Annotated in this window: 10 protein-coding genes; 3 read left to right on the top strand and 7 right to left on the bottom strand. The window is 39.2% G+C overall.

The genetic code is table 11. The features are described 5' to 3' along the window. Positions 1–5 precede the first annotated feature (5 nt). The gene (locus tag QUF73_19770) at positions 6–4,649 is read right to left on the bottom strand and encodes a cell wall-binding repeat-containing protein (GenBank protein ID MDM5228369.1); all 4,644 of its coding nucleotides are present in this window, start codon (positions 4,647–4,649) and stop codon (positions 6–8) included. Between the two features lie 245 nt (positions 4,650–4,894). Continuing rightward, positions 4,895–6,007: a heparan-alpha-glucosaminide N-acetyltransferase domain-containing protein gene (locus QUF73_19765; GenBank protein MDM5228368.1), complete on the bottom strand. Its 1,113-nt coding sequence runs from the start codon at positions 6,005–6,007 to the stop codon at positions 4,895–4,897. A gap of 83 nt (positions 6,008–6,090) precedes the next feature. Here QUF73_19765 and QUF73_19760 point away from each other — a divergent pair, with 83 nt between their 5' ends. After that, positions 6,091–6,819, top strand: coding sequence for a PIG-L family deacetylase (locus QUF73_19760; protein ID MDM5228367.1), 729 nt, complete (start codon positions 6,091–6,093; stop codon positions 6,817–6,819). Positions 6,820–6,905: 86 nt separating this feature from the next. Next, a complete protein-coding gene (locus QUF73_19755) occupies positions 6,906–8,723 on the top strand; it encodes a cell wall-binding repeat-containing protein (protein ID MDM5228366.1) in 1,818 nt (605 codons plus the stop codon). Between the two features lie 165 nt (positions 8,724–8,888). On the opposite strand, the gene QUF73_19750 is transcribed toward QUF73_19755, so the two are convergent. From QUF73_19750 to QUF73_19740, 3 genes are all read right to left on the bottom strand, one after another. Beyond that, positions 8,889–10,061, bottom strand: a complete 1,173-nt coding sequence (locus QUF73_19750; protein MDM5228365.1) for an FAD-dependent monooxygenase — start codon at positions 10,059–10,061, stop codon at positions 8,889–8,891. Positions 10,062–10,186: 125 nt separating this feature from the next. Further along, entirely contained in the window at positions 10,187–10,822 is a 636-nt protein-coding gene (locus tag QUF73_19745) for a DUF1311 domain-containing protein (protein MDM5228364.1), read from the bottom strand. A gap of 53 nt (positions 10,823–10,875) precedes the next feature. Then, positions 10,876–11,574, bottom strand: coding sequence for a hypothetical protein (locus QUF73_19740; protein MDM5228363.1), 699 nt, complete (start codon positions 11,572–11,574; stop codon positions 10,876–10,878). A gap of 421 nt (positions 11,575–11,995) precedes the next feature. Here QUF73_19740 and QUF73_19735 point away from each other — a divergent pair, with 421 nt between their 5' ends. Continuing rightward, complete coding sequence (locus QUF73_19735) at positions 11,996–12,925, top strand: LytR family transcriptional regulator (GenBank protein ID MDM5228362.1); 930 nt, start codon at positions 11,996–11,998, stop codon at positions 12,923–12,925. A gap of 491 nt (positions 12,926–13,416) precedes the next feature. On the opposite strand, the gene QUF73_19730 is transcribed toward QUF73_19735, so the two are convergent. After that, positions 13,417–17,319: an Ig-like domain-containing protein gene (locus QUF73_19730; protein ID MDM5228361.1), complete on the bottom strand. Its 3,903-nt coding sequence runs from the start codon at positions 17,317–17,319 to the stop codon at positions 13,417–13,419. Between the two features lie 307 nt (positions 17,320–17,626). Beyond that, positions 17,627–21,376, bottom strand: a complete 3,750-nt coding sequence (locus tag QUF73_19725; GenBank protein ID MDM5228360.1) for an Ig-like domain-containing protein — start codon at positions 21,374–21,376, stop codon at positions 17,627–17,629. Positions 21,377–21,475: the final 99 nt, after the last annotated feature.

Raw genomic sequence — 21,475 nt, 5'->3', positions numbered from 1 at the left:
TTCAATTACTTAAATAGATTTTTTAACTTAGTAAATACAGTCTCGCTAACAGCACCTTTTCCACCAAGTACCGTAACCTTTTCCACGGATTCTTCAGCAAGGAAAGCTTCTGTCTCTGCCGGCAAGTTAGCATCAGTTAACAAAATGCCTGTATCATTCTTAGCAGCTAAAGCGGCACCCGCAAGAGCATCGGCAAATTGCTTTCCAGTTGCTACATAGTACTCGTAAGCACCGTTATCAAAATGCTTGGCAACATTTAAAGAAGTTTCATAACGAGTCTTCCCGCCAATACGGTAAGGGTTAGGCAATTCACTTGCTACTGAGAAAGAAACAACTCCAGTTCCGCCAATTACCAGTGACTTGGTAGCACCTAAATCTCTGATAGCAGTGCTTGTTACAGATGGAAGGCTATACATTTCAGTTAATAGAATCGGCATTCCATTTGAAGCCGCATAGGCAGCAGCAGATAGAGCATCTGGGAAGTCCTTGCCTCTAACTACAACAACTTCTTCTGCTCCATTAGGAGCTACCTCATATGCAATGGCTGCAGCTGTTGCAAAACGGTCTTTGCCGGATAAACGATCAACATTTAATCCAGAGTCTTCCAGGTCTTGAGCAATTGCTTCACTTACAGCACCTTTTCCTCCGAGAATAATTACATTTTTGGCACCTAAACGCTCAATTTCAGCCTTTGTTGCATCCGAAAGACTGTTCGGTTTTGTTAATAGCAATGGAGCATCATTCTTCTTAGCTAACGGGATACCCGCAAGAGCATCGGCATAGTTATCACCGCGTGCCAATACGACAGTATCAGCTTCAGTCCAGCCTTTTTTGCTGATTTCAACAGCTGTCACATAACGGTCAGCACCAGAAATACGGTTTACACGTTCGGCATCTTCGTTACGGTAGATGCTTACTTCTTGTTCAGTTTCGTTTCCTGCACCATCTACAAGAGTTAATGTGAAGGAGTTGTCCCCTTCTTTTACAGGAACAGTAACTTCCGCAGTTGCAGTATCAGGCTCAGCCAATTCTTCCATCTGCTGAACGAATACCTTTTCCCCATCTAATAATAATGTAAAGGCATTGAAGTTATCTTCAATATCAACATTAAATGTAACTTCTTCAACTTCTTTATCAACAAATCTAGGAGCATCCGTGTTTAATACAGGGCTGGTTGTATCAATCATGATTTTGCGGGCAAATGAAAACTCTTTTCCGGAAACGTCTGTTGCTACGATTTGGACATCATATTTTCCGTCCTGTTCAAACGTAACAGTTGCTGTAAATTCATATTCCCCTTTATCGTTTTGCTTGAAAGAAACATCCTTGCCATTTACAGTTAAAGACTTAAGGGCGATATCCTCATGTACCAGTCCAGAGAATGTAATGGAACGAGTATTGTATTGTCCAAATGGAACAAGCTCATCAGTAGAGACATCAATGATTGGGAGACCAGAATCCCCTACAGCTACTTCATCGAAGGACACATTATAAACCTTATCGACAGCAGCTACTTCAACAACAGCTTTATCAGGAATGGAATCAAGAACAACACTTGTTTTATCTGCAGCTGCATCAGCTACTTTCACTCCATTTACAAACACAGCATAAGCCGCAATACCAACACCTGCATCAGAAGCTTCCCAGCTTACAGTTTTGGTTTCAGCATCATATTCAGCCTCAAGCTTAGGAGCTGTTTTATCTACGTATACAGGCACTTTCTTCGTTTGCCATTCAGCACCCTCGTAATGAACTTTTCCTTTTAGCTCATAGTAATATAAGCCATCTTCCGCCGCTTCTCCTTTAATTTTTCCATCCCAGGCGCGTTCAGGATTGAAGTCATAAGGATTGGTATCACCTGAATCAAACCAATTCTTTCTGACATTTGATTCAAGATTTACTCTTGCTACCTGCTTGCCATCTTTATCAAGGATATTCGTCTGCAATTCCTTGGCATTACGAAGCATAGCTGGAAGAGCGTTGATATCGTCAAGGTTGCCATCGCCATTCGGTGAGAATGCGTATACATCCTTGCCATCTACTTTTAACATATCTGCGAAATAATCACCATTTTCAACCAGCATATCTGTCTCTGTAGGGAACGCATCATAGAATCTGTTTTCCCCTAGAGTCTTAAAGCCATCGAAGATTTCAGGGCGGTCCCACTCACCATAGAATCCCAGGTAAGGTACAGTTAGTGTTGGGTTTGCACTATCTTTCTTGGCATCTTCTAAATGCACAAAACCTTCTACAAAGATATCTTCTTTAAGGTTAAGGGAAATTGGCTTTCCATCCTTATCCAACCCTGGAAGTTTTGCTTTAGAGATATCAACTGTGACTGTGAACTCTACAGTTTCACCTGGAGCCACTGTCACTGTCTCAGGACCATCAACTTCAACACCAGTAAGATCCCCGGCAATTAGAGCATTGCGGTCTTCTTCGCCTTCAACCTGCTGAATTGTATCAGCTAGTACACGTGTTTTTACGTTATAAGTAACTTCTTCTGATTCAGAAATATTGGTAACCGCTAAAGGCAGGTCAAATTTAGTTTCTTTAAAGTCAAAAAGTTCTACTTTCGCTTCCCCTGTTGACTGCTCAGTTAAAATAGCTGGTGAAGAAACAGCGCTAAATGTTTGCATCATGCCAGCACCCTGACGGCGAGGTGAGAAAGGCTGTCCATGAACATCATCAATTGTTTTCGCTGTATTAACTAATAGCACCTTCGCCAATCTTGTACGCTGTTCAAAATCCAGATCAGAGAATCTGTCATCCTCTTGCAGATATTGCTGAACCAATGCAGATCCGCCGGCAACATGAGGAGCTGCCATGGAAGTTCCGCTCATAACTGTGTACTTATCGTCATTTACAGTAGAGTAGATATTTCCGCCAGGAGCTGTGATTTCAGGCTTCAACCTTAAATCAGGCGTTACACCCCATGAAGTGAAGTCAGTCATTCGGCCCATTACCGGATCTTCTTTTTTGCTGGTTTGGGCAACAGAAGCAGTTGCATCACCATTCGCAATCGCTTTTTCAAGTTCTTCTCCATCACCAGCTGAAAGCATCATAAACGGCACATCCCAGCCGCCCTGGTTCTCATAGAATGTTCCGCCGCCTGAATCATATACAATGATCCCAGCTGCACCTGCTTCTGCAGCATTTACTGTTTTGTCAAAGAATGATAGAGTTCCGCGCTTAACAACGACAATCTTGCCTTCTACATCGACACCTTCGTAATCAGAAGGGTTTCCGCAAACTTTACAAGCCTTTCCGCTTTCTTCCGTCACACCATTTGCCTGAGATAAGCTTACAAGCTCTAAACCAGAAGCAGCCAGACTGGACCAATCATCCACTCCATATCCAGTAAATGTCTTTCCGCCTACTGTTGCTTGATGCTGGTATAAATATGCTACGTTACCTGAAGCAGCAACCTGCAGTGTATCCGGATTTAATCCTGGAGATCCAACAACCCCAATATCCGGGTTCTTAGCATATGGCGCATCCCAGCCGCTTCCTAGATGTGCAGAGTTACCCGCAGAAACAGCTGCTACAATTCCGTTTTCTACAGCTCTTGTAATCGCAACATCTTCGGCTCCATTTTCCTCATAAAAGGCAGCAGTTGAACCTAAGCTCATATTTAATACATCTGCACCGAGTTTAATAGAATCATCAATGGCCGCTAAATAAACATCAGACCATGTTGACGGGAAATTCGGATCGTTACTGAATACTTTCATGCCAAGAACCTGTGCTTCAGGAGCGACACCCTTGATGCCTCCAGTTTTTTCATCCCCATTTGCTGCGACTGTACCGGCAACGTGCATACCATGCATGGAGGCAGCAGGTCCAAGGTCTAAAATAGTGTCATTGCTGTCATAGTAGTTATAGCCATAAGGTACTTTATCTGAATAATATTTACCTTTTAGGCCATCTTCTTTAACAAGGGCATCTACTTCGCTCTTTTCCAGATCAGCATTGGCTTTATCAATATTCTGGAAATCTTTATGGGAAGGATCGACACCTGTGTCAATTACGGAAACAATCATTCCTTCCCCTTTATATCCGGCATCTCCCCAAGTGGCAGCTGACTGGATAAAACTGTGGCTTGTCTTCATGTTAGGCTCTACTTCTGGACGGTTGTAAGCATTGGCTAAGTAAACTGCTTTAACACCAGATAAACCTTCAATTTTAGCGACTTCCCCGTATTTTACTTCACCGCTGAATCCATTAAAAGCGGTAGAGAAGTTTTTAAGATATTCAAATTTTACACCCTTTGATTTAATCGCACTTTTCACCGAACTTTGCTGTTTTATCACTTTTGAAGCCAGTGATTTTTTTGTCGATTCTGATAATTCTTTGTAAAGTTTGCCTTCTTCAGTTGCAGTCTCTAAAGGTGTTTTTCCGTCAAGTTCAACAATTACGCGAACTTTATCAGAAGCTTTTAATTCAGATTTAAGAGTCTTATCTTTAAGTTCTGTTTTCTTTAATGTCTCTGCTTTTAATTCTTTAATTTGGCTAATTTTTTGGTCGTAGAAGTCATTTGAACTTTTGGTAGTTGCAGAAGCTGTGTAGCTGAAGCTTGATAAAACTAATGCAGAAGTAAGGGCATATGAAGCTATTTTACCGGCCTTTTTCCTATTTTGTTTTTTCACCTTTTTTCTTCCCCCATTATCCTTTAGATTATAAGAATGCTATGTACAATTGACCCTAGTACAATATTCCTAAGACAAGACCTGCCTCCTTTTACAAAATTGGTATTAATAGTTATATTTTACAAATTGCTAGATTGTTAGTCAATCAATATTTAGATAGTTCTAAATATTAAACCTATTACTTTCGATACAAAAAAAGGAGACACTAATGACAAGGTCTCCTTTTCTCCTATTTTTTATAGTCATTAAGCCTTCACATACCACTTTTTCAAGTGGAGAATAATAGCCACAGCAGACCAGGCTAAAAGCATCACGCCGGCATAGGCAAGCTGCGGATATTGGGTGATCAGGTCCATTTTACTTAATAGCCAGGCCGAAAAAGACACCTCTTCCCCTCCAGCATCAATCATTATGCGGGCCAGGAATGAATAAACGATAAACTTGCCAAAATAAATGAGGAAGCTATTTCGGCCAAACGCTTCTATATACCATGAAAATATAGTTTTTTTCGTATTTCTTAGCTGATCAAATATCAGATGGATAAAGGCGAATACAGTAATTACGCTTCCAGCTGTCAGCATCGCAAATGAAGGAGTCCAGATTTTTTTATTAAAAGGCAAGAAGTTTGAAGCTGCATAAGAAAGAAGCAATACAACTGCTCCAAAAAGAATTAATTCTTTCCAGGCTCCCTTATCACGCTTTTCCAACAAAATTTTTCCCGCTATTATGCCCAGGAGCACATTCGATAGAGCCCCTATTACCGTCATAAAACCTTCTGGGTCATACCCCATTTTTCCCTGATGATACAAATGTTCAGCGCCGAATACGGCAACATCAATGATGCCTGACGGATTGCAGTCCGGCTGCAAAAGTCCGTCCGTACAGCTTTGGCTAAATGAGAATAAAATATATCCATGAATAAGCAGGATGAAAGCAACAACAGGGATAAGCAATCGCCATGATTTTACGAGAGTGGAGATAATAACTGCAAGCAGCCCAAGAACTCCATATAATTGAAGTACCCCTGTAATGCGTATAGTAGATAAATCAACTTTCCAATCGACAATCATATTAAAGATTAATCCATAGATTATTAACCGTATAGTTCTCTTAATGAGCTTGCTCCAGTTAACGCCGCGATGATAGGCAAAAGCCATCCCTACTCCAAAAACGGTTATAAATCCAGGCAATATATAGTCCATGATTGTAATATCGTACCATCTGGCATGGCGGAGATACTCGTATCCTCCTGCCGGAATATGAAATAAAAACACAGACAGCAATACAATCAGTCCCCTTGTTATATCAAGGGAGCGAAATCTTCTTTTTTTCGGTGTTTCCTTTAATGCACGTTCCATAAACAATGTCCTTTCTAGCAAATGTCATTACTGTTATATGATATAATACTTCATGGAAAAAAACGCAGAAAAGAGGACTTTTCTTGAAACGATTGATAAGTATATTTTTAATCATAGCATTATTTATTGGCGGATATTTCTTGTTTAAAAAAGAAACAGTTATTTTTTATTCTCCCCATGCAGATGACGAAGTATTAAGCATGGGAGGGTCGATTATAAAGGCAGTGGAAGAAGATAAAAATGTCATTGTCATATTGCTGTCCAAAGGACTGGCCAGCAGTGCCTATCATAAGGTGAACACAAAGCTTCAGGAAGAGGGATATGATAACATTTCTCCGGAGGAATTTGGCGAGGCCAGGATTAAGGAGTTTAAAAAATCCGTAGAGGCAATGGGGGTGAAACCTGAAAACATCCATATTTACGATTTGCCGGATGCTGAATTTACGCCTGATATGGTAAAAGAAATCATGATTGATATGGAAAAGGACTACCCTGGTGCGACCCATCATGTGATGACTTATCATGACCCACATCCGGACCACGCTTCAACTGGTAAGGCTTTAAAGGCCCTGCAAAAAGAAGGGACAATTAAAAAGGCAGGTTATTACCATATCCCCATTCAGCAATTCGAAAATTTATCCTATACAGGCAAAGATGAAATAAGTGAGGAACATGCGGAGAAGTACAAAACCGCTTTGGATGCTTATAGCGAGTGGTCCCCTGAGGAAGGCAAATTTCAGATCGGGCAAATCTCAGTAACAGACTATTTTGAAAATGCAAATACATACCTGGAAAGCAGATGGCATCAGTAAAAGGAGAAATTTGTCATATATTTGTGGATTTTGGTTTTAAAAGAATGGTAGGATTTTATAGAGAGACTATTGAAAGGCGGAGGAGAATGGTTAAAAAAGCTGTACCTTTTTTACTTGTATTTAGCCTGTTTTTTGGATCTTTCAGCCCTGCGACAAGCATGGCTGAAGAAACTTATGAAATTCCTACATACTATGAGACTAACAAGCTGCTAACAGAAGCGGCTCTGGCAAAGAATATCCCGCCAGAAATCGCTAAAACACTCGCCTATCAGGAAAGCGGATGGAACCAATTTAAGGACGGAAAACCATATGTAGCGCCTGATGGCGGAATCGGCATTATGCAGGTAACAAATGATGACAGATTTAATGAAGAACTATTAAAGACTGACATCGAATACAATATTAATGCCGGTTTGCAAAAGCTTGATGAGAAATTTCGCGGTGTTGATGGCAAACTGCCAACCTTAAATAATAATGACCGTGACATTCTCGAAAGCTGGTATTTTGCTATTCTAGCTTATAACGGCAGAGTTGAGGAAAATAGCCCATTAAAATTAACAACAGATGGAAGCAGAAATGAAGATGCTTATCAGGAAAAGTTCTTTAGGTTAATGAACGATTCCTTTTATATTGGAATGGATATTCAGCCGATTCCATTTGACTTTAAGCCTGAGGATTTCGAATATAGCGGTGAACCAGATCACCTTTTAATCTTCAAAAAGGATCGTTATGAAATTCCTGAGCATCTGCTGCATAAGACAGAGCATAAATTTACACAAAATGATATCTTGCTTTCCGCGGATAGCGCGAACTTCCGGGAGGCTCCCTCCAGTTTATCAAAATCGCTGAAGGATCTTCCATCAGGCGAAAGAGAAGCTGTGAGAGTACTGGATAAATCATTTGCTTATGATCAATCAAACAAATATGGATTAGCTGATGACAAGATGCGGTTCCGGCAATACGTCTGGTATAAAGTAGAGATGCAGGATGGCAGAACGGCTTATACTGCCTCAAGTGACCTCAAGCATCTTGGCAAAAGATTATACGGAAAAACCCGTTATGATACAGCGGTTTCCATATCTCAGGAAGGTTGGAAGGATGGTGCAGACACAGTTGTGCTTGCCTATGGAGAAGATTTTCCTGATGCACTAGCCGGGACTCCGCTAGCCTATCAGCTGGATGCACCAATGCTATTAACTAAGGTTAATAGCTTACCAGATTCAACAAAAGCCGAGATTAGAAGATTGAAGCCCAAAAAAGCCTATATCCTTGGCGGTACCGGTGCTGTAAGCAGAAATGTAGAAACTGAACTTAAACAACTAGGAATTTTGGAAATTAGCCGTCTCGGCGGCAAAACCAGATTTGAAACGGCAAATGAAATTGCTATGCATATGCCTAATAAGGGAGATAAGGCCGTCCTTGCATATGGACGCAACTTCCCAGACGCACTTGCGATTGCTCCTTATGCAGCCAGGAACGGATATCCTATTCTTTTAACTGAGACGAATAAAATTCCTGCCGCGACAGCGACTATCCTGAAGGGCTTTAGCAAAACGCTTGTTGCTGGCGGCTTTGGTGTTATCAGTGATAATGCGATCGCTAACCTAAACACTGTCCGTTTCAGAGGAACAGATCGTTTTGGAACAAACGCCGATATTATAAGGAATTTAGAAATGGGCAGTGAACAAGCCTTTGTAGCCACCGGCTATAATTTTGCAGATGCTTTAACAGGAGCAGTTCTGGCAGCTAAAAAGAACTCACACCTTCTGTTAACACCGCCAGCTTCCATTAAAGATCCTATTAAAACGACAATTCTGGAGAAAAAGTACGATCACTTCCAATTCCTTGGCGGTAAGTCAGTGGTTGGTATTGAGAATGAACTTGGAAAAATGATAGAAAGATAGAGATAGCTTTGTGCATCTCTGAGACCAGACAACCCCCACTTCTGTAAAAGTGGGGGTTGTCATATTTAATAGTTATCATATCTCGAAAAAGAGAACAATATTATAGTGAATGGGTTGCAGATAAACACATATATCAACCGTATCTTCCGCAGTTATCAAACCTTCTTACACCTCATACCCAATCAACCATTCTAAGCGCTTAATTTGAATTGAGCCAGGCATTGCACTCAGCAGAAGGTTTCTGAATTGGATTGCAGCAGGGTTCTCAAGCTGCATAAATCTGCCCATAACTCTAGATCCCCGTACAATTTGTGTGGTTCGAGGAATTCTCATTTTTTCATAATCCCTAAAAGCTTGTTGAATGTTTTCTGGATGTTTCTCAATGCAGCGTGATAATACTATAGCATCTTCTAAAGCCTGGGCTCCCCCTTGCCCCAAATTCGGCAGCATCGGATGAGCCGCGTCCCCAAGTAAAATAGCCCTTCCTTGACTCCATGATTTAATCGGTTTTCTATCAAAAATTTCATGAGCGAGAATATTTGTTTCCTTAGTGGACTCAATGACATCTTCTATAGGTCCCCACCATCCCTTAAAATGCTCCAAAGCAGCTTTTTTCCTGTTTTGTGTAATCTTCAATGTTCCCTCTGGGGTATTGATAGCTGCAAACCAAAAAATTCGACCTTTACCCAAATGAGAGAATCCGAACCTTTTACCGGGTCCCCAAGCCTCAAAACCACCTCCCAGTTCAATGGGAAAGCGCACATCATCAAAATGAGATATGCCGCGAATAGCAGTAAACCCAGAATAACGAATAGGTGTTGAGCCAACTAACAATCTCCTTACTTGGGAATGAACTCCGTCGGCACCGATTAAAAGACCACCTTCGACAACCTCCTCTTTCTCAAATATCGCCCTGATTTTCAATGTATCCTGTTCTCTGCTAATAAGCTTTTTCCCTAAAATGACAGTACCCGGCTTTAAATTTTGATATAAAATGCTTTGTAAATCTGCCCGATGAATTAAATAACTGTATGTCCCATATTGTTTTGCCTGTTCATGAACCGGTAAATCAACCAGCAGTTTTCCATCCCAAGTCCGTATTTCTGCTTTTTTAACGGGAGCCCCTATTTTGCGAACCTGTTCACCTATACCCAGCTTATCCAATGCCTTCATAGCATTTGCAGCCAAAACAATTCCTGCACCCAATTCCTTTAGTTCCGCAGTTTTCTCGTATACAGAAACGTCCAAGCCTAACTGCTGCAATGCATTTGCTGCTGAAAGTCCACCTAACCCGCCACCAATCACGATTGTTTTTGGGGGAGCGGTTGATATTCCCATATTGATCACCCTTTTATGCAATACTTTCTAGTATTATTCTCACTAACTTCCCCTGCACATTTTACAACCATGCCCAATAATATTTATGCAAGCAAATGAAATATCCCCTCTTGCAAATAATAAAATTAATTCATGTAACTCTCAACTAAATCATAGCTTCTCTCTTTCGTTGTCCCTGTTTGAGAGGCTATATATTCCAGCGATTCCATTGTTCCTCCTTCATATTTCTTTGCTGCTTCTTTTGCTGTGTCATCTCTATAGGCGATCCACTTTCTTTGTTCCACTCTTAGCTTTTCCATTTCAGTTGTAGAAAGTTGCTTTTCCAGTACTTGATAAATTTCATTTAAAATTTGATCCCATTTTGCTAAAATTACTTCTTCGGATTTGGTCATTCCTAATGTCGTATCATCATCTTTTTGACGTATTTCAGTTGCTGCTTTTTCAATGTCATTGAGTTTTTCCATGTATATTTCCTTAATTCCTATATTCTTATCTATGTCATTACTTACATTTTTATCTTCTGCTTTACTTTTTGATTCTTGCTGGCTATCTTTTTGTTCTTGGCTTTCCATTTCTACAGTACTGCTATTTTTTTTTACATCATTACTTTTATCTTCTTGATTATTTGTTAAACTTTCTGAACTTTTCTCTACTGTTATATCATCGGTTTCAGTACCGCTTTCATTTTTTTCAGAAACTGTTTCACTGTTACATCCGACTAAAAATATAAGAAGAGTTAATATTGCAAACAATTTTTTCATGAAATGACTTCCTTTCTAGATACATTACATATAGGACTTTTCATATTACTAAATTACCAAGACACCACAATCCATCCATCTTTTTGATAAATGGTATAACCTTGTCTTTGTTCAAATTCAACTGTAACTTTTGCACTTGTTTCTGAAACAAAATCAATATTCTCTGAAATGCCTTTATAGATAAAACCATCTCCATTGAATACATCTTTAAGAAGTGCAGAAGAATTTAATGGTGTGGAAGAGAATCCCGTGCTCTTATGAAAAATAGGTTCACCATTTTTTACAATGGCAAAAAGATCAGTATTAGGTACTGCATAAAGTTTTGAATCATATTTGTTTGCAACGTTAATTAAATGTTGAAATTTTGCAACGTCCATAAAGTTCACATACTGATATCCGCCAATTTTAATTGAGTCTTCTAATACATCTTCCTCCTCGACAATAGGTTCAGTATCGGTTTCAATAACCTTTTCATTTTCTTTTTCTTCATTTGTTTCTTTTATTTCCTTATTTAAAACTTCTTTTTCCTCATGTTTTTTAGTTATTTCCTTTTGAATTTCTTTAGGGTTTTCAGCTTTTTCCGATTCTAGATTTTTTTCATCCATTGAGCCTATTTCAAGCTGCATGGATTCATTTGATAAATCAGGTTCCTGATTAGCAGCTACGTTCTCTGGTGCCCCTTCATAATAAAATGCACCAGCAATTAATAAAAATAATGCCATAAAAATAATAGAATACAATTTACTTTTCATTTAAACATCTCTCCCTTTTAATCATTCAATATTTAGACGATCACAAAAAGAAAATGTTTCAAAAATTACCAAAAATATTTCATTTTTATTACAAAAATATTTCATTCACGTGTCAATTGCCATAATATTCACAGCCGATAGTGGTTTAGGATAAATGAAACAATTAGAAATCCCCTTTTACTAATCTCTATTTTTTATATAAAAGGTTTTCTACAAGATGAGAGATGGCTTTAGAGCCACCTCTATTTTTTGCAACTAACTGCCCCTCCCTTTCGTCTATTATTAAAGGAGGAATCAAACTATGACTTTATTCATATAGTTTTTTCCCCCAGAATAAAATTTCAGTATCAAATTTAATAGAATTCTGATATTCTATTATCTATGATGTAACTTTTTGTAAATTTATGTGGAGGGAACAACAATGAGGTCAGAGAATAAAAAGAAAAAACGAACCTGGCTCCGTGTGACCGGAATTTTGATTTTGTTAATATTAATCGGCACAGGAGTATATGGTTATACCGTATATAAATCATTAACAAGTGCAGTAGAAACAATGCATGAACCGATAGAAAGAGAGAAGTCCGAAAAGCGGACAGAGCAAATTACGCTGGAGAAGAAGGAACCTTTCTCTGTATTGATGCTTGGTGTCGATGAGCGCGAGGGAGACCGCGGCCGCTCGGATTCCATGATTGTTCTAAGCGTTAACCCAAACCAAAACTCAGTTAAAATGCTTAGTATTCCGCGTGATACAAGGACAGAAATTATTGGAAAAGGTTTTGACGATAAGATTAACCATGCCTATGCATTCGGCGGCGTTGAGATGTCCATGAATACTGTAGAGAACTTCCTTGACATCCCTATTGATTACTATATGCAAATCAACATGGAAGGCTTTAAGGATATTGTTGATGCCGTTGGCGGAGTAACAGTGAATAATGATTTAGATTTCACTTATGAAGGTGTTCATTTTACAAAAGGACAGTTAACTTTAAATGGAGAAAAGGCATTAAAGTTCTCCAGAATGAGATATGACGACCCGAGAGGTGACTTTGGCCGCCAGCTTAGGCAGCGTGAGGTAATCCAAGGGGTGCTTAAAGAAGGTGCAAGCTTATCCTCTTTAACAAACTATGATGAAATATTCACAGCTCTCGGCAATAATATTAAAACCAATATGAAATTCAATGAAATGGTGGATATCCAGAAAAACTATCGGGCAGCAGCAAAATCTGTTGAACAAATGTCTATCAAAGGTTCTGGAACAAAAATTGATAAAGTCTATTACCTAATGGTCCCGGATGAGGAAAAACAGCGCGTTCAGAATGAATTAAAAACTCATTTAGAGCTTAATTAAAGAGAATCCTCTTTCACTTAAAGTGAAAGAGGATTTTTATAAATAGTATTTAAAAATTCGATAACCATAAGATATTATTTCATTTCCATTATTATATATTTATTATTTGGAGTCGGTTAAAGTGACTAAAAGAAAATATAATAAAGAACGCTACGATTTAGGGATTAAGATCCTTTATATTCTAAACTTTGGAGTAATCATATTCTTAGGGTTGGCCATCTTGCTCACAGTATATTATCCGGAGTTTCTAAATATATTTAAATAAAACCATCTCATTTTAGAGATGGTTTTATTTTATTTCGTATTTTACAGTTTATTATTTCTATTATAAATAAAGTTCCCCATAAAATTATCCTAAAGAAATTATACTTTCCTTTTTGACTTTCCACGCTACTTCCTCCTAAAATGATTCAGAGAAAGTATACCATAAATTAGGAATATAATATATTGTTGCCAAACCTCTTATATTAAATTATTGATTCAGCTTCCTATTAATTCAATAAATTGACAAGATCATTTAATAAAGAATGGTCAATTCCTCCGCCAATTTGATGAACTGCATTCGCACGTTTCCCTGCCATAGCATTTAATTGGGAAGGATCCAGCTGATTAGAAACTAATAATACCGGTACATTATATTTAGCAGCCAATGGCCCTGCTGCTAAAGCATCCACTAATTTAGCTGTATGAGAGTGAGCAACCATAATAGTAGGCAGTTCTGACTGCAGATAGAATGCTTCAATGACCTTTGCATTTGTTTCCTGGCGGTTAATACCGCTCAAACGGTTATTTAATACATTTTTGCTAGTAATTTTGTTTACCTCATCCATAATAACTGGGGATATTACACCTTTACCACCAATGAAATACGAAGTATTAAGTCCTTCACCCTTTAACCATGAATAAGTTTTTGCTGGCACTGCATTTTTCTCTGTTAAGATAATCGGCTGTTTTGCTTGACCAGACTGAGCAGCAATCGACAAGGCATCAGGTTCACCATGCCCATAAGCCATATAAACCGTATGGACATCGATTAATTTATCAAGCTCCTGTGCGATCAGTAATGAAGTATCATACCGGGTTTTGCCGCCAATTCGGGTAACCGTGTGTCCTTTTGAGAGTAAATTGCTCTTAATTTGATCAGAAATAACACCCGACCCGCCAATTAATACAATATTCTTCGCTTTTAACCGCTCAATTTCAGCTAGAGTTTCCTCCGGCAAAGAATTTTTGGTTGTTAATAGGATAGGAGCATCCTTGGCTGAAGCTAATGGTGTTGCCGTTAGCCCATCTGCAATCGCCCATCCATTTACTAAAAATACTGTCTCAGATTTATCCCAGCCAGCCTGTGATATTTCCACTGCAGTTGTATAGCGTGTCTTTCCGACTAGCTTCTGAATTTGAGGTTTTTCATCAGTAATTGTGACTTTTGCAACAGCACTTGCATTACCCGCTTTGTCTATAGCGATGACTTCAATTGTACTTCCTGCTGGTTGTTTTTCTATAACAATAGTAAACTGTCCATTTAGTTCAGTGATTGAATGCCCTAACTCTATTCCGGAACCCATGGCAATTACAGTTGACCCTTGTTCAGCTAACCCTGTAATGGCATTTTCTAGATCTGTTAATCCTTTGACAACCGGAGCTGCTGGAGGAGTTTCATCTACTACAGTTACTTTTACAGCTGAACTTTCATTTCCAGCAGTATCTGTCGCAGTTACCCCCATTATAGTACCTGCTTTTTGTTTAGGAATGTTAATCGTAAACTTTCCCTCTGAGGTTGCTTTACCTTTCCATCTCTCGCTTCCAATTTGTACTGTCACCTCTGCCATACTTTCCGCCAGTCCAGTAACAGCAGTTGATTGATCGGTTACTTTATTTACGGTTGGTTCAGAAGGAGCTGTTTCATCTGCTACAGTAACTTCCAAAGTCTCACTCACATTTCCAGCACGATCTTTTACAGTTACTTCAATTAAGGTTCCAGCCTTTTGCTTTGGTATATTTATTGAAAACTTGCCTTCTTCATCCACGATTCCTCTCCAGCTATTGGTTTTAACCTTAACTATTACTTCAGATTCCTTTTCAGCTGCTCCGGTTATTTGTTCGGATTGATCTGTTATTTTATCAACTGCCGGCTTCCCGGGAGGGGTCACATCCTGCACAGCCAACTCAATCGCTTCACCTTTATTTCCATTTCTATCAGTTGCCAATATCTTTAATTTAGTCCCTGCCTGCTGAACTGGGATTTCTATAATTATTGCGCCATTAGAATCCGCCTCTCTGCTTCCTATAACTTGATTATTAAACATAACCTCAAAGAAAGTTCCAGCTTCCGCTTTACCAGTAACTTTATTAGAAATATCGGTTATTTCATTGATAGAGTAAAAATTGTATTCTTCCATGTAAACTGGTGATAGGTTTCCTGCCTTATCTTTTGCTCCAAATTTTAAGTTTGCATTTTGAGCGATAACTAACGGCCCTGAATAGATCATACCTTCAGCAAATGGGTCTCCGCCATCTACTGAATAATAGATGGATCCCTCTTCAGACATTTGTAATTCGACTTCTTTCCCTTTTACATATAAGCCGCCTTTAACATCAGCTTCAGCTGTTGGAGATATTGTATCGATAACCTTAACTGGATACTCTTCAAGTATTCTATTGCCAAATATATCAGTAAACTCAAATGTAATATGATCTTTTTCTCCAATATTTATTGAGGCCACTTTAAATGACCCATCACTGTTTATCTCAACCTTATTCCCTTCTAGAGATAAGGCCATAATAGGTAATGTAGTCCCTTCAATATTTGTTATAACCCCATTCACAGCAATGATTTGATCGTTTTCGATGGATAATGGTACATTCTTGATCGGCTGATTCGAGGAATTCATGCCGCTAATATGGTTATTTCCGCCTAACATCAACACTGTTCCATTTTTAAAATCTGAAGTTCCCCATAAGAACGAAGTGGCATAAATATTTCCATTTACATTTAAATCCCCATAGTTTTTCAATCCACCTAATACATAAATGTCCCCATTTACGGTAATAGGACCATCGATTGTTAATATAGCCTCAGGTCCAATATATACATCACCTTCAAACGTATGGCTCGTCCAGTATTCATTCTGTGTTAAAACGTATGATCCGTTTATAATTGAATCATTTTCATTTAAATCAAAATTACAATGACTGAAATCCTGCTGGTTCCATGAAGTTAGGGTCTTTTCATTTTTTGAATTATAAATAGCATTATAATTTCCTGTATGATCTGTTATAACTATTCGCTGTACAATCCATGTTCCCAATTCATCATCATGGGCCATATATAATTTACCCTTATATTTTTCGTCCGTATCTTTAGTTAATCTCACATATTTGGTTTTGAAAGTTACTGGACTACTATAATAGACGACTACGGATTCTATGCCACTGCCGCCCTCTTCATCTGCCGCTTCTACAGTAAGTTCTACACCCTGTCCAGCTGTTACGGATGGTTTTTCCACACTTATGGATATTAGTTCAGGTTTTACTGTATCCACCACTGTCCCGCTTAATTCAAAATTGCAGTGGCTGAAGTCCTGCTGATTCCAGGATGTTAGAGTTTGCTTATTTTTTGAATTATAGATTGCATTATAATTTCCTGTATGATCCGTTATGACTACTCGCTGTATAATCCATGTTCCCGATTCATCATTTTCTGTCATGGCTAACTGGCCTATGTACTTTCCATCAGCATTTTGAGATAGTCTTATACTTTTGGTTTTGGAGGTTACCGGACTGCTGTAATAAACGTCTACTGACTTTATTCCGCTGCCTCCCTCCTCATCTGCTGCATCTACAGTTACTTCAACACTTTGTCCTGCCGTTACCGATGTTTTATTGATACTAATTGATTTCAATTCCGGCTTTACTGTATCAACTACTGTCCCGCTTAATTCAAAATTGCAATAACTAAAGTCCTGCTGATTCCAGGAAGTGAGGGTTCCTTTGTTTTTGGAATTATAAATAGCATTATAGTTACCCGTGTTATCCGTTATGACTACTCGCTGTATAATCCATGTTCCCGATTCATCATTTTCTGTCATGGCTAACTGGCCTATGTATTTTCCATCAGCATTTTGAGCTAGTCTTATACTTTTGGTTTTGGAGGTTACCGGACTGCTGTAATAAACATCTGCTGACTTTATTCCGCTGCCGCCCTCTTCATCTGCTGCCTCCACGGTAATGCCTACACTTTGCCCTGCGGTTACTGCCGTTTTATCCACACTTATGGATTTTAATACTGGTTTTGTAGTGTCTACTTGAGCAAGACCAGTTATAGTAAACAAATTGTTATTCATTACTAAAACTAGTATTACGCATAAGAACAATTTAAATTGTTTCCTCAAAATTACTGACTCCTTTCAAAATAATAATTTCCCTTACTAAAAAATAAGAGATGTACCGCTTTGCCAAGCGTCATCCCTCTATAATTTTTGTAATATATTAATTATATTTGAAAAGAAAACGCAACACAACTTCCATAATATTACATGACCCGATTGTTCAAAGCAAAATTTTTTTCAATCAAACGTTTGATTGAAGTCTGGAAAACGCAGTTGTGTCGGCTTTTTTTATAGAGGAAGAAAATGATGATAAGAAAAAAGAGGGACTAATAGATTGCTGGACAATCATTAATCCCCTCTTTATATGTTTTTAATTCATTAAATCCACTACTTGTTTTAACACAGGTTCTCCAATGCCTCCACCAATCTGGTGCACATCATTCGCATGTTTTCCTTTAATAGCATTGACTTGTAGAGGATCAAGCTTATTGGATACCAATAAGACAGGTACATTGTATTTAGCTGCCAATGGCCCTGCTGCCAAAGCGTCTACTAATTTGGAAGTACTTGCATGAGCTACCATAATCGTTGGCATTTCTTCTTGTTTGTAGAAGGTTTGAATGACTTTAGCATTGGTCTCCTGGCGATTAACACCGCTTAACCGATTATTTACTACACTTTTTGCAGTGATGCTGTTCATCTCAGTTAAGATGGCCGGGTAGATCACACCTTTACCCCCAATAAAGTAGGAAGTTTGAAGACCTTCACCCTTTAGCCATTGATACGTATTGGCTGGTACAGCTTTTTTCTCTGTTAAGATAATTGGCTGCTTGGTTTGACCGGATTCAGCTGCGATTGACAAGGCATCAGGCTCACCGTGGCCATAAGCCATATAAACCGTATGGACATCGACCAGTTTATCCAACTCCTGTGCGATCTTAAGTGACGTTTCATATCTCGTTTTTCCGCCAATTCGTGATACCGAGTATCCTTGAGAGGAAAGACTATTCTTTACTCCATCCGAAATGACACCTGATCCCCCAATTAACACAATATTTTTTGCTTTAAGCCGCTCGATTTCTCCCATCGTCTCTTCAGGCAAACTATTGGTTGCCGCTAAAAGGATCGGAGCATTCTTAGCAGAAGCCAATGGTGTAGCCGTTAATCCGTCAGCGATTGCCCAGCCATTTACCAGGAAGACTGTATCTGATGCAGACCATCCCTTTTTTGAAATTTCAACTGCAGTGGTATAGCGGGTTTTTCCGACTAGTTTGCTTAGCTGGGTATTTCCTTTGATGACTTTCACCTTTGTTGGACTGCTTGCATTTCCGGCTGTATCAAGTGCAATGATGACAAGCTCTGTTCCTACATTTTGATGAGCAGAGATTTCAACAGCAAAGAAGCCATTCTCTCCTGCAGCTCCCTTTCCAATCTCAGAGGCACCTATTCTGACAGAGATGGACGAACCAGGTTCTGCTGTTCCATATATTTTCAAGTTTCGATCAGATACCGTATTTACTGCTGGGGCAGCTGGAGGAGTACCATCAGCAACGATGACCCTCGCAGCAATACTCACATTCCCGGCTGTATCTTTTGCTGTTACTTCAACGATTGTACCTGCTTTTTGTTTTGGTATCGTGATTGAAAATTGACCTTCTGGATTGGACGTCCCTTTCCAGCTTGCCGTTCCACTTTTAACAGTTACTTCTGAGCCTTTTTCAGCAGTTCCTGTTACAGCAGTTGATTGGTCTGTTACCTTATTTACTGCAGGAGCTGCCGGCGGAGTTATATCTGCTACTGTTACTGTAGCGGCAGCACTTACATTGCCGGCATCATCTTTGGCAGTAACTTCAATTTGAGTTCCAGCTTGCTGTTTGGGAATGGAAACAGCGAATTGACCTGCTGTATTTGTTTTTCCTGTCCAGCTATCCGGTCCGATTTTGACTGTTACTTCTGAACCCTTTTCAGCTGTTCCGGTTACTGTTAAGTCCTGATCTGTTACTTTGTTTACTTGTGGAGCACCAGGTGCTGTGACATCTTCCACCGTCACTATAGCAGGTTCACTTACATTTCCAGACTGGTCCATAGCATAAACATTAATACTTGTTCCTGCTGTCTGCGGTGAAATAGATAGCTGAAAATCTCCTGCTTGGTTTGCTGTGTCTCTTCCAATTTCACTTCCTTCGGCGATAGCATAGACTGCAGCATTAGCTTCAGCTTTACCTGTGATAATCGAATCCGCGTCTCCAACCTGATTCACGACAGGACTGGACGGCGCTGTGATATCCGGTTCTCCCGAATTCATGTTTAGAATGGTATAAGTAATATCTGCCCCTTTTTCAGCAGGTTCTTCAAACCCTTCCTCCGAATTAAATGCTGTTACAACCGAACCGCCCCCACGGAGATTAACTGAATTGCCATTAAAGATCTTTTCATTTAACGAATCGAAGAATGGATCACCCTTAAATCCGCGTAAACCGTTGCGCTCTTTTAATAGAAGGGCAATTCTAAAATTGGTCATTAGCTTTCCGAATGTCATATTCGGATCAATATATTTCTTTGCAGCGTTTTCAACTGCTACATAGTCATTATTGGGGTCCTGAAGAATTTCTTTAAAAATGTTATCGCCTATCCCGGCTTGAATTTTAATATATTGTCCAAACAGATAAGACAAGGAATAGTTGGACAATGTATCCCCATAGCGATCCCAATAAAGCAATGAATGGCCATTTTGAATAGCTGCCGATACGTTGTAGTAATTCACTCTGTCTTCAAGACCGTAGCCTGTATAAATTTGTTCTGCTGCCATGGATAGCGACTCATTCAGCCAGGTGTCCATACTTCCACCACCCTCAATCAGGGCATTGCGATTAAAATTCACCATATGCTGAAACTCATGTGCCAGCGTTTCATATGAACTGGTAACATCTTTAACAGATCCCATTCCCATTGCCGGATAGGTATCAATATAAAAAATTTCTGACATATTTGAACCAGAGACATTATACAAATCCCCCGCCCAGAAATAACCTGCTACATACCCCCCGCTTCCAGAAAATCCATCCTGAATGTCATAGGTTAATATATTTATTTTCCCATCAGAATTAACATCTGACTCCGGTCCAAAATGATTAGTAACGGAGGAATGAATTTTACTATCAAACTCAATACCTAATTTTTCAGCATCTGAATCTGTGATTTCATTATTGTGAACCCACACATTTGCCTTTGTCCCGCTGTATGCCAGCCTGGCATTAATCTGCTCGTTAGCATTGGTGGTCAAATTGGATACCCAAAAATTCTTATAATCACCAACACTGTAAAGGCTGTTTATGGACTTTGTGCTTTTCTCTAACAGCCTCCCTTTATTGGCTGCACTGTCAAAAGGTTTATCGAAATCGACTTTATAAGCACTCGGTTTTAAACTGCTGTCTTTTGTATATTTCATGCCTTTCACATCAAATGTTCCAGAAGACTGTGCTGTCTCTGCATCAACGGATTCATTGCTTATGACCGCATATTGATCAGGCGGTAAAGATGGATTCACAGAAGCAAATGGGTTTTCAACCTTAAACAGCGTTACATCTGAGTAGTAAGTATCAGAACTGCTTTGAGACGTACCTATTCTCATATAAAGATAACGCTGATCTGCAAAATAACTTTTTTGCAAATCTACACCAAGGGTAGCTTGAGTAAACCATGCAACTGGGAAGTCACTCCCCCCAACGTAAGATAAGGAATTATTGGCTTCCTTATAGAACTCAATGGTGAGCAGCCCGTCTTTGGGAGAAGATTGATTCGAACTATATAGTAAACTGAGTTCCATGTACTCTGAGTTATCGGGCGAAGTTGCTAGATTATTAAAATATGTATAATGATTCACCCCATAACTGTCTAATAGAACATCAATCAGTTCCCCATTATTCTTAAGCGGGTAATTAGATGGATCCTGATAATTCGCTTCTCCTTCGAGTGATAATCTAGGCTTGGAATTAACTGAAAAATCTGCTGATATGGTTTCCCCAGCCTGCTTACTCTTCTCATCCACTCCTTGGGCCGACGCTGCTGCCGGGACGAGTAATAACTGAAAAACTAGAATAATAGATAATAGTTTCTTCAAGACTTTCCTGCTCCTTTAAAATGAGATATTTTACCTAATGATATTTTACTAGACCGAACAGAAAGTTACACTAAAATTTGGAAGATACCTTTAACTTTT

The sequence above is a fragment of the Cytobacillus sp. NJ13 genome, from assembly GCA_030348385.1.
Lineage (GTDB): Bacteria > Bacillota > Bacilli > Bacillales > Cytobacillaceae > Cytobacillus.
The sequence above is the reverse complement of the archived record's forward strand: the minus strand, read 5'-3'. Positions and strand labels throughout refer to the sequence as shown.

Excerpts from the sequence above, each read along its gene's own strand:
- QUF73_19765 (MDM5228368.1), bottom strand. The coding sequence starts at position 6,007 with ATGGAACGTGCATTAAAGGAAACACCGAAAAAAAGAAGATTTCGCTCC.
- QUF73_19755 (MDM5228366.1), top strand. The coding sequence starts at position 6,906 with ATGGTTAAAAAAGCTGTACCTTTTTTACTTGTATTTAGCCTGTTTTTT.
- QUF73_19750 (MDM5228365.1), bottom strand. The coding sequence starts at position 10,061 with ATGGGAATATCAACCGCTCCCCCAAAAACAATCGTGATTGGTGGCGGG.
- QUF73_19745 (MDM5228364.1), bottom strand. The coding sequence starts at position 10,822 with ATGAAAAAATTGTTTGCAATATTAACTCTTCTTATATTTTTAGTCGGA.
- QUF73_19740 (MDM5228363.1), bottom strand. The coding sequence starts at position 11,574 with ATGAAAAGTAAATTGTATTCTATTATTTTTATGGCATTATTTTTATTA.
- QUF73_19735 (MDM5228362.1), top strand. The coding sequence starts at position 11,996 with ATGAGGTCAGAGAATAAAAAGAAAAAACGAACCTGGCTCCGTGTGACC.